Origin of the sequence: Brachybacterium sp. J144 (assembly GCF_036321705.1) — a bacterium.
Classification (GTDB): domain Bacteria; phylum Actinomycetota; class Actinomycetes; order Actinomycetales; family Dermabacteraceae; genus Brachybacterium.
This window is the reverse complement of record NZ_JAZDCG010000028.1, coordinates 60,476-75,675: the sequence shown is the minus strand read 5'-3', so window position 1 is coordinate 75,675 and position 15,200 is coordinate 60,476. Positions and strand designations below refer to the sequence as shown.

At 72.3% G+C, this 15,200-nt stretch carries 14 protein-coding genes; 13 read left to right on the top strand and 1 reads right to left on the bottom strand.

What is annotated here, in order from left to right:
- Positions 1–56 precede the first annotated feature (56 nt).
- Together sufC and V1260_RS10800 are read left to right on the top strand one after the other, a co-directional pair.
- On the top strand, positions 57–818 hold the full coding sequence (gene sufC / locus V1260_RS10805) for a Fe-S cluster assembly ATPase SufC (RefSeq protein WP_329746825.1): 762 nt from the start codon (positions 57–59) through the stop codon (positions 816–818).
- Between the two features lie 91 nt (positions 819–909).
- A complete protein-coding gene (locus tag V1260_RS10800) occupies positions 910–1,242 on the top strand; it encodes a metal-sulfur cluster assembly factor (protein ID WP_329746824.1) in 333 nt (110 codons plus the stop codon).
- A 158-nt stretch (positions 1,243–1,400) separates the two neighbouring features.
- Here the strand turns inward: V1260_RS10800 and ald are convergent, their stop codons facing one another.
- Complete coding sequence (gene ald, locus V1260_RS10795; protein WP_329746823.1) at positions 1,401–2,516, bottom strand: alanine dehydrogenase; 1,116 nt, start codon at positions 2,514–2,516, stop codon at positions 1,401–1,403.
- 198 nt (positions 2,517–2,714) lie between these two features.
- On the opposite strand from ald, the gene V1260_RS10790 reads away from it, so the two are divergent.
- From V1260_RS10790 to pyrF, 11 genes are all read left to right on the top strand, one after another.
- Complete coding sequence (locus V1260_RS10790; RefSeq protein ID WP_329746822.1) at positions 2,715–4,319, top strand: ABC-F family ATP-binding cassette domain-containing protein; 1,605 nt, start codon at positions 2,715–2,717, stop codon at positions 4,317–4,319.
- Between the two features lie 90 nt (positions 4,320–4,409).
- Complete coding sequence (locus tag V1260_RS10785; protein WP_329746821.1) at positions 4,410–5,030, top strand: MarR family transcriptional regulator; 621 nt, start codon at positions 4,410–4,412, stop codon at positions 5,028–5,030.
- 76 nt (positions 5,031–5,106) lie between these two features.
- Entirely contained in the window at positions 5,107–5,667 is a 561-nt protein-coding gene (efp, locus tag V1260_RS10780; RefSeq protein ID WP_329746820.1) for an elongation factor P, read from the top strand.
- Positions 5,664–6,197 carry a transcription antitermination protein NusB gene (locus V1260_RS10775; protein WP_329746819.1) on the top strand — a complete coding sequence of 178 codons (534 nt, stop codon included), beginning with the start codon at positions 5,664–5,666 and terminating at the stop codon, positions 6,195–6,197. The genes efp and V1260_RS10775 overlap by 4 nt, the downstream gene beginning before the upstream one ends.
- A gap of 189 nt (positions 6,198–6,386) precedes the next feature.
- The gene (gene pyrR, locus V1260_RS10770; RefSeq protein WP_329746818.1) at positions 6,387–6,995 is read left to right on the top strand and encodes a bifunctional pyr operon transcriptional regulator/uracil phosphoribosyltransferase PyrR; all 609 of its coding nucleotides are present in this window, start codon (positions 6,387–6,389) and stop codon (positions 6,993–6,995) included.
- The gene (locus tag V1260_RS10765) at positions 6,992–7,948 is read left to right on the top strand and encodes an aspartate carbamoyltransferase catalytic subunit (RefSeq protein ID WP_329746817.1); all 957 of its coding nucleotides are present in this window, start codon (positions 6,992–6,994) and stop codon (positions 7,946–7,948) included. The genes pyrR and V1260_RS10765 overlap by 4 nt, the downstream gene beginning before the upstream one ends.
- Positions 7,945–9,270 carry a dihydroorotase gene (locus tag V1260_RS10760; RefSeq protein ID WP_329746816.1) on the top strand — a complete coding sequence of 442 codons (1,326 nt, stop codon included), beginning with the start codon at positions 7,945–7,947 and terminating at the stop codon, positions 9,268–9,270. Before V1260_RS10765 ends, V1260_RS10760 begins: the two co-directional genes overlap by 4 nt.
- Complete coding sequence (locus tag V1260_RS10755; RefSeq protein ID WP_329746815.1) at positions 9,270–9,761, top strand: PH-like domain-containing protein; 492 nt, start codon at positions 9,270–9,272, stop codon at positions 9,759–9,761. The genes V1260_RS10760 and V1260_RS10755 overlap by 1 nt, the downstream gene beginning before the upstream one ends.
- Positions 9,758–10,987: a glutamine-hydrolyzing carbamoyl-phosphate synthase small subunit gene (gene carA, locus V1260_RS10750; RefSeq protein WP_329746814.1), complete on the top strand. Its 1,230-nt coding sequence runs from the start codon at positions 9,758–9,760 to the stop codon at positions 10,985–10,987. The genes V1260_RS10755 and carA overlap by 4 nt, the downstream gene beginning before the upstream one ends.
- Positions 10,987–14,337, top strand: a complete 3,351-nt coding sequence (carB, locus tag V1260_RS10745) for a carbamoyl-phosphate synthase large subunit (RefSeq protein ID WP_329746813.1) — start codon at positions 10,987–10,989, stop codon at positions 14,335–14,337. The genes carA and carB overlap by 1 nt, the downstream gene beginning before the upstream one ends.
- On the top strand, positions 14,334–15,197 hold the full coding sequence (gene pyrF / locus V1260_RS10740; RefSeq protein ID WP_329746812.1) for an orotidine-5'-phosphate decarboxylase: 864 nt from the start codon (positions 14,334–14,336) through the stop codon (positions 15,195–15,197). The genes carB and pyrF overlap by 4 nt, the downstream gene beginning before the upstream one ends.
- Positions 15,198–15,200: the final 3 nt, after the last annotated feature.

Sequence of the window (15,200 nt, the reverse complement as noted above, 5' to 3'; positions counted from 1 at the left end):
GCGCCCGACCCCAGCCCCCACGTATTCACCAGCTTCCTGGTCAAGGAGAACCCCACATGTCGATCCTGGAGATCAAGAACCTCCACGCCACCGTCGAGACCCCTGAGGGCACCAAGGAGATCCTCAAGGGCGTCGACCTGACCATCAAGGGCGGCGAGACCCACGCGATCATGGGCCCCAACGGCTCGGGCAAGTCCACCCTCGCCTACGCCATCGCCGGCCACCCCAAGTACGAGATCACCTCCGGCGAGGTCCTCCTCGACGGCGAGGACCTGCTCGAGATGAGCGTCGACGAGCGCGCCCGTGCGGGTCTCTTCCTCGCCATGCAGTATCCCGTCGAGGTCCCCGGCGTGACCGTCTCGAACTTCCTGCGCACCGCCAAGACCGCGGTCGACGGCGAGGCACCTGCCCTGCGCACCTGGGTCAAGGACGTCAAGGGCGCCATGGACGACCTCAAGATGGACCCGGTCTTCGCCGAGCGCAACGTCAACGAGGGCTTCTCCGGCGGCGAGAAGAAGCGCCACGAGATCCTGCAGATGCAGCTGCTCAAGCCCTCCATCGCGATCCTCGACGAGACCGACTCCGGCCTCGACGTCGACGCGCTGCGCATCGTCTCCGAGGGCGTCAACCGCGCCAAGGAGAACACCGAGGTGGGCATCATGCTGATCACCCACTACACCCGCATCCTCAACTACGTGAAGCCGGACTTCGTCCACGTCTTCGTGAACGGCAAGATCGCCGAGCAGGGCGGCCCCGAGCTCGCCGAGCGCCTCGAGGCCGAGGGCTACGACCGCTTCCTCGTCGGCGCCGACAGCTGACCCCCGTCCGTCGGTCCGGACCACCGCGTCCGGACCGACGGAACCCATCCCACGCCGCGGGCCGAGCGCTCGCACCCCACCGGGAGGACCCATGACCGACCAGCAGACCCCGGCCTCGACGGTCACCGTCGAGGACGTCACCGAGGCCATGAAGGACGTGATCGACCCCGAGCTCGGGATCAACGTCGTCGACCTCGGACTCGTCTACGGCATCACCGTCGAGAACGGCAGCGCCGTCATCGACATGACCCTGACCTCCGCCGCCTGCCCGCTGACCGATCTGCTCGAGGAGCAGACCTTCGCGGCGCTGGATCCCATCACGGAGTCCCACCGCATCAACTGGGTGTGGATGCCGCCGTGGGGCATGGAGAAGATCACCGAGGACGGCCGCGAGCAGCTGCGCGCCATCGGCTTCAACCTCTGAGCCGCCCTCCCCGCCCACCGCGCGCGGTGACCGGCGGGTCATGCCACAGACTTGGGGGAATTCGCGAAGAATTCCCCCAAGTCTGTGGCATTTCTGCGGCGGGGCGGGGCCGCGGAGCCCCTGGGGCGGGGGCGGGGCAGCGGAGCCTCCGGTTTGGGTCAGCCGATGACCGTGGTCGCCTCCGTGATCTCCAGCTCGTGCGCCTCGGCGGTGCCCGCATGGGTGAGCGCACCCTCGTGGGTGTGCAGGCCCAGGGCGAGCGCGCCGTCGGCCCGCAGCGCGTCCCGCCAGCCGGAGGCGGCCAGACGCAGGATGTAGGGCAGGGTCGCGTTGTTGAGCGCCGCGGTCGCGGTGACCGGCACCGAGCCGGGCATGTTCGCGACGCAGTAGTACACCGCGTCGTGCACGCGGAAGGTCGGATCGGAGTGCGTGGTGGGCCGGGAGTTCTCGAAGCAGCCGCCCTGGTCGATCGCGACGTCCACGAGGACGGACCCCGGCTTCATCCGGGACACCATCTCGTCGGTCACGAGCTTCGGGGCGCGCTTGCCCGGGATCAGCACCGAGCCGACCACCACATCGGCCCGCTCGACCTGCTCGGCGAGGTCCAGGGTGGTCGAGTAGCGGGTGAGGATTCCGCCGTGGTGCATCGTCGCGATCTGGCCCAGCCGTGCGACGTTCAGATCCATCACGGTGACGTTCGCGTGCAGTCCGTGCGCCATCATCGCGGCCTGTTCGCCGACCACGCCACCCCCGACGACCAGCACGTTCGCCTCGGAGGTGCCGGGGACCCCGCCCATCAGCACGCCCGACCCGCCGAGCGGGGCCATCAGGTGGTACGCGCCGACCTGTGCCGCGAGCCGTCCGGCGATCGCGCTCATCGGGGCCAGCAGCGGCAGGGAGCGATCCGGCAGCTGCACCGTCTCGTAGGCGATCGCGGTGGTGCCGGAGGTGAGCAGGGCCTCGGTGAGCCCGTGATCCGCCGCCAGATGCAGGTAGGTGAAAAGGATCTGGCCCGTCCGCAGGCGCCCGTACTCCTCGGGGAGCGGCTCCTTCACCTTGACGATCATCTCGGCCTGCTCCCAGACCTCGTCGGCCGTCGGCAGGATCCTCGCGCCCGCCGCGACATAGTCCTCGTCGCTCACGCGCGAGCCGAGACCGGCTCCGGTCTCGACGAGGACCTCGTGCCCGCGCACCGCGAGCTCGTGGACGCCGGCGGCCCCCAGACCCACCCGGTTCTCGTTGTTCTTGACCTCGCGGGGCACCCCGATGCGCATGTCCAGCCTCTCTGCTGAGCCTCCGTGGCCGTGGTCACGACCACGCACCCAGGATGACATCACGGAGCGCTCCGGGGCGTCGGATCCCCTGTGGTCCGCGGCACCGTCGGCGGGAATCGGCGGGACCCCGCGCCGCCCCGGCCCTAGACTCGATCCGGCCCTCCTCCGGGCCGCCCCCGCTCGCTAGGAGTACCCGCCGTGATCACCGTGCACGACCTCGCCGTCCGCGTCGGCGCCCGACTGCTCATGAGCGAGGTGTCCTTCCAGATCACCGACGGCGACCGCGTCGGGCTGGTGGGCCGAAACGGCGCCGGGAAGACCACGCTCACGAAGGTGCTCTCGGGGACCCTGCAGCCCACCGAGGGGAGCGTCGAGGTGAGCGGGGAGCTCGGCTACCTCCCGCAGGACACCCACTCCGGCGACGACACCGAGCCGGTGCTGCACCGCATCCTCTCCGCGCGGGGTCTCGACGACGTGCTGCGCCGTCTGCGCCGAGCCGAGGAGGAGATGGGGGACATGTCCCTCTCCGAGGCCAAGCGCGAGAAGGCGATGAACCGCTATCCCCGCCTCGAGGCGGAGCTCGACGCCGCCGGCGGCTACGCGGCCGAGGCGGAGGCGAAGCGCATGGCGGCGAACCTCGGCATCCCCAACCGCCTCCTCGAGCAGCCGCTGGGCACCCTCTCCGGCGGCCAGCGCCGTCGCGTCGAGCTCGCCCGCATCCTGTTCTCGCAGGCGACGACGATGATCCTCGACGAGCCGACCAACCACCTCGACGCCGACTCGATCGTGTGGCTGCGCGAGTACCTGATGACCTACCGCGGCGGGCTGATCATCATCAGCCACGACGTGATGCTCGTCGAGCAGGTGGTCAACAAGGTCTTCTACCTCGATGCGAACCGCCAGGTCATCGACATCTACAACATGGGCTGGAAGCAGTACCTGCGCCAGCGCGAGGACGACGAGAAGCGGCGCCGGCGCGAGCGCAGCAACGCGGAGAAGAAGGCCAGCGCCCTCACCGCGCAGGCCGAGAAGATGCGGGCGAAGGCCACCAAGGCCGTCGCCGCCCAGAACATGCTCAAGCGCGCCGAGCGGATGCTCGACGGGGTCGAGGAGGAGCGCCGCAGCGACAAGGTCGCCTCGCTCCGCTTCCCCAAGCCGGCCGCGTGCGGCAAGACCCCGCTCATGGCGAAGGGGCTCTCGAAGTCCTACGGCAGCCTCGAGATCTTCACGGACGTCGACCTCGCGATCGACCGCGGCTCGCGGGTCGTGATCCTCGGTCTGAACGGCGCGGGCAAGACCACCCTGCTGCGGATCCTCGCCGGCGCCGACGAGTCCGACACGGGCGAGATCCTGCCCGGGCACGGGCTGCGCGTCGGCTACTACGCGCAGGAGCACGACACCCTCGACCTCGAGCGCACCGTGCTCGAGAACATGATGACCGCGGCCTATGAGCTCCCCGAGGTCGAGGCGCGCAAGATCCTGGGTTCCTTCCTCTTCACCGGCGAGGACGTGCACAAGCCGGCCGGCGTGCTCTCCGGCGGCGAGAAGACGCGCCTGGCGCTCGCGACCCTCGTCGTCTCCAGCGCGAACGTGCTGCTGCTGGACGAGCCGACGAACAACCTCGACCCGGCCAGCCGCGCCGAGATCCTGGGGGCGCTGTCCGCCTTCGAGGGGGCCGTCATCCTGGTCTCCCACGACCCGGGTGCCGTCGAGGCGCTCTCCCCGGAGCGGGTGCTGCTCATGCCCGACGCGGTCGAGGACCTCTGGAACGCCTCGTACATGGAGCTCATCGAGCTGGCCTGATCGGCCCGGCGCGTCCTCGAGAGGTCAGCGGGTTTTCGCTGTATCGTCCGGCACAGCGGCAGAGCGCCGTCCGTGCCGGAGGAGGCCGCCTTGCACCTGCTGTCCCTGACCGCGACCCGGGCGCTCCGTCGCCGCGGCGGCGAGGACCCGGTCCCCGCGCTGCTCGCGGCCCTCGCCCCGTTGCCGCTCGCCCTGCCGGCCGAGCGCACCGCCGGATGGCACGTCCTCGCACTGGCCCCGCGCTCCGAGATCGCCCTCGAGGTCCTGCTGCGGACCCTCGAGACGGGCGGTTTCGCCGTCGGCCTCGGGATCGGGGCGGTGCCCGCGCCGCTGCCCGCCTCGGTGCGGGAGCTCACCGGGGGAGCGGCCTCCGCCGCGGCCGAGGCCCTCCGCGCCGCGGAGGTCACCTCCACCGTGCCCGTGGCCGTGCGCGCCGCCGATCCGCGCCAGGCCGGCACCGTCGAGGACGCCGAGGCCGTGCTGCGCCTGATCGGCTGGATGGTCCGCACCCGCAACCGCGGTCAGTGGCGGGCGGTGCGGGCCCTGCGCGAGGATCCGACGGCCACGCAGGCCCAGCTCGCCGAGCGCCTCGGCGTCACGCAGCAGACCGTCTCCCGCGCCGTGCAGACCGGAGGGTGGCGGGAGGAGAGCGCCGCCCATCCGCTCGCCGAGCGACTGCTCAGCATGATCGACCTCACCTCCGAGCGCTGATCCACCGGGAGCCCCGGGGGAGCGGGGCGGCGTGACGCTATCCTTGGGGCCGCCCCGACGACTTCCGAGGAGACCCATGGCGACGACGAACGACCTCAAGAACGGAATGGTCCTCAAGCAGGACAACGGCCTGTGGAGCGTGGTCGAGTTCCAGCACGTCAAGCCCGGCAAGGGCCCGGCCTTCGTGCGCACCAAGCTGAAGAACGTCCTGTCCGGCAAGACCGTCGACAAGACCTTCAACGCCGGCGTCAAGGTGGAGACCGCCACCGTCGACCGCCGCGACATGCAGTACTCGTACCTCGACGGCGAGATGTACGTCTTCATGGACCCCAGCAACTGGGAGCAGACCAATGTCTCCGGCGAGACCGTGGCCGACGCCAAGGACTTCATGCTCGAGGGCCAGGACGTCATCATCGCCTTCCACGAGGGCGAGGCGCTCTTCGTCGAGCTCCCGGCCTCGGTCGTGCTGACCATCGAGTTCACCGAGCCGGGCCTGCAGGGCGACCGCAGCAGCGGCGGCACCAAGCCCGCGCGCCTGGAAACCGGCCGCGAGATCCAGGTGCCCCTTTTCCTCAACCAGGGCGACAAGGTCAAGGTCGACACCCGCTCCGGCGACTACATCGAGCGCGTCAAGTGACCGATGCCCCCCGCCCCGAGGGGGCCCCGGCCCCCAAGGGACCCGGCCTCCCGCTCCCGGTGACGGAGGGGGAGGTCGAGTTCGAGCGCACGATCCCGGCGCCCGCGGATCGTCTCGGCGCGCGCTCGCGCGACCGGATCCGCGCGCTGGACGTTCTCTTCGAGGCCGACGCCCAGCGCCGTGATGTCCTCGACGTGCTGCGGGACCGGCTGCGGATCACCGCGGCGCAGACCCCGCTGCCGGTGCGCTCGCGCGACCTCGTCGAGCTGTACGCGCCCTATGCGACCGACATCGACGAGGACCTCGAGACCCACTCGCGGGACTGGCCGCTGCACCGCATGCCCGCCGTGGACCGCGCGATCCTGCGCCTGGGCAGCGCCGAGGTGCTGTACGGCGAGGAGAGCACCGGTCGCGGGGCGATCATCGGTGAGTACACCAAGATCGCCGAGGTGCTCTCGACCGACGACTCGCCGCGCTTCGTCAACGGCCTGCTCCAGCGCCTGCTCGACATCCGGGGCCTGACGTCCTGAGGACCTCCCGGCCCCTCCTCCCCGCCCCGTCCGAGGGGCGGGCGAGGTCGGGGCGCCGCCGCGGCGGACGCTAGACTCAGCCGCGCAGCACGGCTCGCACGGGTCCGCGCACCGGGTCACCCCGGGACGGCCCGGCAGAGCATCACCACCCTTTAACGACACGTCCCGTGAGGCGTGGAAGGGAGACGCATGACCACCCCGCACGACACCGACGCCCCTCCGGGTCCGGAGGCCTCGCGCGTCCTGGGCGCCGAGGAGATCCGCCGCGCCCTCACCCGGATCGCGCACGAGATCCTCGAGAGCGGCCACGGCGCGGACGACCTCGTCCTCCTCGGCATCCCGCATCGCGGCGTGCCGCTCGCCCATCGGCTCGCCGAGCGCATCGCCCGCTCCGAGGGCGGGGAGCGTCCCCTCGAGGACCTCGTCGGCAGCCTCGACATCACCATGTACCGCGATGACCTGCGCACCCAGCGCACTCGGGTCCCCGGTCCCACGCGGATCCCGAAGGGCGGTATCGACGGGCGCACCGTCGTCCTGGTCGACGACGTGCTCTACTCGGGCCGCACCGTCCGCGCCGCCCTCGACGCCCTCGGGGCCATCGGCCGGCCCGCCGCCGTGCGCCTCGCCGTCCTCGTGGACCGCGGCCACCGGCAGCTCCCCATCCGCGCCGACCACGTCGGCAAGAACCTGCCCACCGCGCGCAGCGAGCGGGTCCACGTGCAGCTCGCCGAGACCGACGGGATCGACGCGGTCGACATCGTCCGTCCCGCGGCACCCCCGGGGGAGGCGCGCGCATGAGGCACGTCATCTCCATCGCGGACCTCGACCGCACCGAAGCCCTCGACCTGCTCGCCACCGCCGAGCACATGGCCGAGACCCAGTCCCGGCAGATCCGCAAGCTGCCCACGCTCGTGGGCACCACGGTCGTGAACCTCTTCTTCGAGGACTCGACCCGCACCCGGATCAGCTTCGAGGCGGCCGCGAAGCGGCTCTCCGCGGACGTCATCAACTTCTCCGCCAAGGGCTCGAGCCTGTCCAAGGGGGAGTCGCTCAAGGACACCGCGCTGACCCTCCAGGCGATGGGGGCCGACGCCGTCGTGGTCCGCTCGGCCTCCTCGGGCGCGGCGCACCAGCTCGCCCACGCCGGCTGGATCGACCAGCCGATCGTCAACGCGGGGGACGGCGCCCACGAGCATCCCACCCAGGCGCTGCTCGACGCCTTCACCCTGCGCCGCCACCTCCGCCCCGGTGATCCCCGGGCGGACCTCGCGGGCCTGCACGTGGTCATCGTCGGCGACATCCTCCACTCGCGGGTGGCCCGCTCGAACGTGCTGCTGCTGACCCTGCTCGGGGCCCGGGTGACCCTCGTCGCCCCGCCCGCGCTGGTCCCCGTCGGCGCGGGCGCCTGGCCCTGCGAGATCACCTACGACCTCGACGCGGCGCTGGCCACCGGGCCCGATGCCGTGATGATGCTCCGCGTCCAGCGGGAGCGGATGGTCGGCGGCGGCTTCTTCCCCACCGAGGGGGAGTACGCCCGCCGCTACGGGCTCACCACGGCCCGCGCCGCCGCGCTGCCCGAGCACTCCCTCGTGCTCCACCCCGGGCCGATGAACCGCGGCTTCGAGATCGCGGGGGACGTGGCCGACGGACCCCGCAGCGTCATCGTCGAACAGGTCGCCTCGGGCGTGTTCGTGCGGATGGCGGTCCTGTACCACCTGCTCGCCACCGACACCCGGGAGGACGCCCGATGAACGCCGCCGTCTCCACCACCACTGCCGTGCCCGTCGTGCTGATCCGGGGCGGCCGCCCCTACGGCGAGGACGTCGCCGACCTCCTCCTCGAGGGCGGGGAGATCACCGCCGTCGGAGCGGACCTGGAAGCGCCCGCGGACGCCGAGGTGGTCGACGCCGACGGCTGCATCGTGCTGCCCGGTCTGGTCGACCTCCACACCCACCTGCGCGAGCCCGGCGGTGAGGAGGCCGAGACCGTCGAGACCGGCACCCGCGCCGCGGCCCGCGGCGGATACACCGCCGTGCACGCGATGGCCAACACGACCCCCACCGCGGACACCGCCGGCGTGGTCGAGCAGGTCGCGAGCCAGGGCGAGACGGCCGGATGGTGCACCGTCCGGCCCGTCGGCGCCGTCACCGTCGGCCTGCAGGGCGAACGCCTCGCCGAGCTGGACGCGATGGCCTCCTCCCGCGCCCGGGTGCGGGTCTTCAGCGACGACGGCAAGTGCGTGCACGACCCGGTGCTGATGCGCCGCGCCCTCGAGTACGTGAAGTCCTTCGACGGAGTCATCGCCCAGCACGCCCAGGACCCGCGGCTCACCGAGGGCGCCCAGATGCACGAAGGCGTCGTCTCTGCGGAGCTCGGCCTCGCGGGCTGGCCGGCGGTCGCCGAGGAGTCGATCATCGCCCGCGACGTGCTGCTCGCCCAGCACGTCGGTTCGCGCCTGCACGTGTGCCACCTGTCGACGGCGGGCAGCGTCGACATCATCCGTTGGGCCAAGCAGCGCGGCATCGAGGTGACCGCCGAGGTCACCCCGCACCACCTGCTCCTCACCGACGAGGAGGTGCGCGGCTTCGACGCGGTCTTCAAGGTGAACCCGCCGCTGCGCACCGCGGCGGACGTCGAGGCGGTGCGGGCGGGGCTCGCCGACGGCACGATCGACATCGTCGCGACCGACCATGCGCCGCACCCGCGGGACGCGAAGGACCGCGAGTGGGACCAGGCCGCGATGGGCATGACCGGGCTCGAGACCGCCCTCTCCCTCGTGCAGGCGACCATGGTCGACGAGGGGCGGCTGAGCTGGCGGGACGTCGCCCGGGTGATGAGCGAGAAGCCCGCCGAGATCGGTCGCGACGAGGACCAGGGCCGACCGCTCGAGCCCGGCTCCCCGGCGCATGTGCTCGTCTGGGACCCGCGCCCCTCGCAGCCCGTCGACCCCGCCGAGCACGCCTCCCGCAGCCGCAACTCCCCGGTCGCGGGGCGCGAGCTGCCGGGCCGCAACCGCCTCACCGTCCACGCCGGACGCATCACCGTCCGCGACGGCGCGCTGGCGGGCGCCTGATGGACCGCCTCGTCCCGGTCCTGCTCCTGGTCCTCGTCTTCCTCCTGCTCCTGGGGCTGATGGTGATCGGCTGGCGCGGACGACGCCGCTCGCAGCAGCATCTCCCGGCGCCCGACAGCCGCGATCTCGCCGCCCTTGGCGAGCAGCGGGCGGCGGGACCCTTCGACGGCGTCTACGTCGACACGGTCCTCGCCGAGCAGCCGCTCGAGCGGGTCGTCGCCCACGGGCTCGGACAGCGCGCCACCGCCTCGGTCGAGGTGGGGGAGCAGGGCACCTGGCACATCCGACGTCAGGGCCTCGCCCCGCTGACCGTGCCCTCCTCCGCCCTCGCCGAGATCACCACGAGCCCCGGCATGGCCGGCAAGTTCGTCGGCGGTGACGGGCTCCTCGTCCTTCGCTGGCGCCTCGGCGACCAGCTCCTCGACACCGGCCTGCGGCTCGCCCGTCGCGCCGACCACGACCTCCTGCTCTCCCGGAAGGAGCACGCATGACCACCGCCACCGCCCCGAGGGACCCCGCGTCCCCGTCCCGCCGCGCCCGTCGCGAGCGCGCCCTGCTGATCCTCGAGGACGGCACCGTGCTGCGCGGCTCCGCCTACGGCGCCCGCGGCGCCCGCCTCGGCGAGGTCGTCTTCTCCACCGGCATGACCGGCTACCAGGAGACCCTCTCGGATCCCTCCTACGCGGGCCAGATCGTGGTCCAGACCGCCCCGCACATCGGCAACACCGGCGCGAACTCCGAGGACATGGAGTCCCGCACCGTGTGGGTGCGCGGCTACGCCGTGCGCGAGGCGAGCCGCCTGGCCTCCAACTTCCGCGCCGAGCAGACCCTCGACGAGCTGCTGGTCGGCGCCGACGTGGTCGGCATCAGCGACATCGACACCCGCATGCTCACCCGCATCCTGCGGGAGACCGGCTCCCTCCGCGGCGGCATCTTCTCGGGCGACGCCCTCGAGGCGGGGGAGGACGCGCTGCTCGCGCAGGTGCGCGCGCAGCCCGAGATGAGCGGATCGAGCTTCGTCGACGAGGTCACGATCGCCCAGCCGATCGTCCTCGAGCCCGAGGGCGAGGCGATCGGCACCATCGCCGCCGTCGACCTCGGCATCAAGGGCGCCTCACCGCGCAGCATGCTGCAGCGCGGCCTCCGCGTGCACCTGCTGCCCGCGAGCACCTCCCTCGAGGACCTGCTCGCGATCCAGCCCGATGCGGTGTTCTTCTCCAACGGCCCCGGCGATCCCGCCGCGGCCGACGCCCAGGTCGAGCTGCTCCGCGGCGTCCTCGACGCGGACCTGCCCTTCTTCGGCATCTGCTTCGGCAACCAGCTGCTGGGCCGCGCCCTCGGCTTCGACACCTACAAGCTGAAGTTCGGCCACCGCGGCATCAACCAGCCCGTGCTCGACCGCGAGACCGGCAAGGTCGAGATCACGGCCCACAACCACGGCTTCGCCGTGGACGTCCCCCTGGAGGGCGAGCACCTCGCCCCGCACGACGGCGGTCGCTATGGCCGCGTGGTCGTCTCCCACGTCGGGCTGAACGACGATGTCGTCGAGGGGCTGCGCTGCCTCGACCGCCCCGTCTTCTCGGTCCAGTACCACCCCGAGGCGGCCGGCGGCCCGCACGACGCCTCGTACCTCTTCGACCGCCTCGCCGACCTCGTCCGCGAGCGCCGCGCCTCCGCCTCGGCCGCGGATGTCCAGACCTCGCAGAAGGAGTCCTGATGCCCCGCCGCACAGACATCCAGTCCGTCCTCGTCATCGGCTCCGGCCCGATCGTCATCGGCCAGGCCGCGGAGTTCGACTACTCCGGCACCCAGGCCTGCCGCGTGCTGCGCGAGGAGGGCCTCCGGGTCATCCTGGTCAACTCGAACCCGGCCACGATCATGACCGACCCCGAGGTCGCCGACGCGACCTACGTCGAGCCGATCTCCCCGGACATCATCCGCTCGATCATCGCCGCGGAGCGCCCCGACGCGATCCTGCCGACCCTCGGCGGCCAGACCGCCCTCAACGCCGCGATCGCGCTGGCCGAGAACGGCACCCTCGAGGAGTTCGGCGTCGAGATGATCGGCGCGAGCCTCGACGCGATCCAGAAGGCCGAGGACCGTCAGAAGTTCAAGGAGGTCGTCGAGCGGGTGGGCGGCGAGTCCGCGCGCTCGCGGATCTGCCACACCATGGACGAGCTGCTCGAGGCCGCCGAGGAGCTCGGCTACCCGATGGTGGTGCGCCCCAGCTTCACCATGGGCGGGCTCGGCTCCGGCATGGCCTACGACGAGGCGGACCTGCGCCGGATCGGCGGCGACGGGCTCCACTACTCGCCGACCACCGAGGTGCTCCTGGAGGAGTCGATCCTCGGCTGGAAGGAGTTCGAGCTCGAGCTGATGCGCGACCGCAACGACAACTGCGTGGTGGTCTGCTCGATCGAGAACGTCGACCCCGTCGGCGTGCACACCGGCGACTCGGTGACCGTGGCGCCCGCCCTGACCCTCACCGACGTGGAGCTGCAGCACCTGCGCGACCTCGGCATCGGCATCATCCGCGAGGTCGGGGTCGACACGGGCGGCTGCAACGTCCAGTTCGCGACCCACCCCGAGACCGGCCGCGTCGTGGTCATCGAGATGAACCCGCGCGTGTCCCGCTCCTCGGCGCTCGCCTCGAAGGCGACCGGGTTCCCGATCGCGAAGATCGCCGCGCGCCTCGCGATCGGCTACACACTCGACGAGATCCGCAACGACATCACCGGCACCACCCCCGCGAGCTTCGAGCCCGCGCTGGACTACGTGGTCGTCAAGGTGCCGCGCTTCGCCTTCGAGAAGTTCCCGGCCGCCGACCCGACCCTCACCACCACCATGAAGTCGGTGGGCGAGGCGATGGCCATGGGACGCAGCTTCACCGAGGCGCTCGGCAAGGCCCAGCGCTCCCTCGACGTGAAGACCGCGGTGCCCTCCTACCTCGGGGAGCCGCCCGCCCCCGCCGAGGTCGCCGAGCTGATCGACGCCTCCCGCACCCCGACCGACGGACGTCTCGTGGCGATCGCCCGCGTGCTGTGGTCCGCGGCCGAGGGGATCCTCGATCCCGAGGAGACGCTGGACCGTCTCGTGGAGGCCACCGCGATCGACCGCTGGTTCCTCGATCAGATGCTGCAGGTCGCCGAGCTGGCGGCCGAGATCCGCTCCTCCTCCGTGCTCGACGCGGAGCTGCTGGCCCTCGCCAAGCGCCGCGGCCTGAGCGACGACCAGATCGGCCAGCTGCGCGGACAGAGCGGGGACGTCATCAAGGGGGTCCGCGAGGCGCTCGGGATCAACCCGGTCTACAAGACCGTCGACACCTGCGCGGCCGAGTTCGCCTCCCGCACCCCGTACCACTACTCGACCTACGATCAGGAGACCGAGGTCGAGCCGCGCGAACGTCCGGCCGTGCTGATCCTCGGATCGGGCCCGAACCGCATCGGCCAGGGCATCGAGTTCGACTACTCGTGCGTGCACGCCGCGATCGCGCTCGGCGATCGCGACCTGCCCGGCGGCGGCTACGAGACCGTGATGGTCAACTGCAACCCGGAGACGGTCTCGACCGACTACGACATCGCCGATCGCCTCTACTTCGAGCCACTCACCTTCGAGGACGTGGTCGAGGTGTACGAGGCGGAGAAGGCCGCCGGCCCCGTCGCGGGCGTCATCGTGCAGCTCGGCGGGCAGACCCCGCTGGCCCTCGCCCGCCGCCTCGAGGCCGCGGGCCTGCCGATCATCGGCACCAGCCCCGCCGCGATCGACCTCGCCGAGGACCGCGGTCACTTCGGTGCCGTCCTCGCCGAGGCCGAGCTGCCCGCCCCGCCCTACGGCACCGCCTGGGGCCTCGCCGACGCGATCGAGGTCGCCGAGGAGGTGGGCTACCCCGTGCTGGTCCGCCCCAGCTACGTGCTCGGCGGTCGCGGCATGGAGATCGTCTACGACCAGGACGGCCTCGTGGACTACGTGAGCCGGAACCTGCCCGAGGGCGGCCGTGCGGAGGCCCCGATCCTGCTGGACAGCTTCCTGGACACCGCGATCGAGATCGACGTGGACGCCCTGTACGACGGCGAGGAGCTGTACCTCGCCGGGATCATGGAGCACATCGAGGAGGCCGGGGTGCACTCGGGCGACTCGGCCTGCACCCTGCCCCCGGTGTCCCTCGGCGACGAGGTGCTCGAGCGCATCCGCACCTCGACCCTCGCGATCGCCGCCGGCGTGGGCGTGCGCGGCCTGCTCAACGTGCAGTACGCCCTCTCGCAGGGCATCCTCTACGTCCTCGAGGCGAACCCGCGCGCCTCCCGCACCGTCCCCTTCGTCGCGAAGGCCACCGGGGTGCGCCTCGCCCAGGCCGCGGCCCGGGTGATGGCGGGGGAGACGATCGCCGGGCTGCGCACCGCGGGCGTGCTGCCCGAGGGCGACGGCGCCGACCTGCCCGACGACGCCCCGATCGCGGTCAAGGAGGCCGTGATGCCCTTCAAGCGCTTCCGTACCCGCGAGGGTCGCGCCGTCGACTCGGTGCTCGGCCCCGAGATGCGCTCCACGGGCGAGGTGATGGGCCTGGACGCGACCTTCCCGCTGGCGTTCGCGAAGTCGCAGCTGGCGATCTCCGGCACCGGCCTGCCGACCTCCGGCGCCGTCTTCGTCTCGGTCGCCGACCGCGACAAGCGCGCCCTCGCCCTGCCGGCCGCCCGTCTCGCCGCGCTCGGCTTCGAGATCCTCACCACCGCCGGCACCGGCCGGGTGCTGCGTCGCAGCGGCATCCCCTGCCGCGTGCTGCGCAAGGCCTCGGAGAGCGGCGAGGACGCGAGCGTGATCGAACTGATCGAGTCCGGGGAGGTGGCGCTCGTGCTGAACACCCCCTCGGGCTCCAACGCGCGAGTCGACGGCTACGCCATCCGCGCGGCCGCGACCAGCATGGACGTCCCGCTCGTGACGACCCTCCAGGAGTTCCAGGCCGCCGTCCAGGCGATCGAGGCCCGCCCGGAGGAGCCGTTCAGCGTCGGCAGCCTGCAGGCGCACACTCGACGGCTCGTCGAGGCGCGCGCCGCGGCGGTGACGGCATGAGCGGGCGCACCGTCCCGAGCCCGACGGGCGGGGCCTTCGGCGCCCGCCTGCAGCGGGCCGTGGCCGAGCACGGGCCGCTCCTGGCCGGCGTCGACCCGCACGCCGCGCTGCTCGAGGCCTGGGGACTCCCCGACTCGGCCGAGGGCGTGCGCGAGTTCTCCCGCGCGGTGCTCGCGGCGACCGCGGGACGGGTCGCGGCGATCAAGCCGCAGTCGGCCTTCTACGAGCGTCACGGCTCGGCCGGGATCGCGGCCCTCGAGGAGCTCCTCGCCGGGGCTCGCGAGCAGGGTCTGCTGACCATCCTCGACGTCAAGCGCGGCGACATCGGCTCGACCATGGACGCCTACGCCGAGGCGTTCCTCCGGCCCGGCGCGCCGCTCGAGGCCGATGCGATCACCGCGAGCCCGTATCTCGGGGCGGAGTCCCTCGACCCCGCCGTGGACCTCGCCCTCGAGCACGGCAAGGGCGTCTTCGTCCTCTCCCTGACCTCCAACCCGAGCGGCCCGCAGGTGCAGCACGCGGTGGACGAGCAGGGCAGGCCGGTGGCGCTGACCATGGCGCGACACGCCGAGGCGCGCGGAGGCGGCGACGACTCGACCTGGGGCTCCCTGGGCCTCGTCGTCGGGGCGACGGTGGGCGACGCCTATCGCCGGCTCGGGATCGACACGGCCGCGCCGCACGTCCCGCTGCTCGCCCCCGGCTTCGGAGCCCAGGGGGCAGGACCCGCAGAGCTCGCCGAGGTCTTCGGTGAATCCGCAGGTCAAGTGCTGGTCTCGGTGTCCCGTGCGCTGCTCGCAGCCGGCCCGGACGTGGCCGCGCTCGAGCAGCGCCTGGCCGCGCTGCGCGCCGAGTACTCCTGAGCC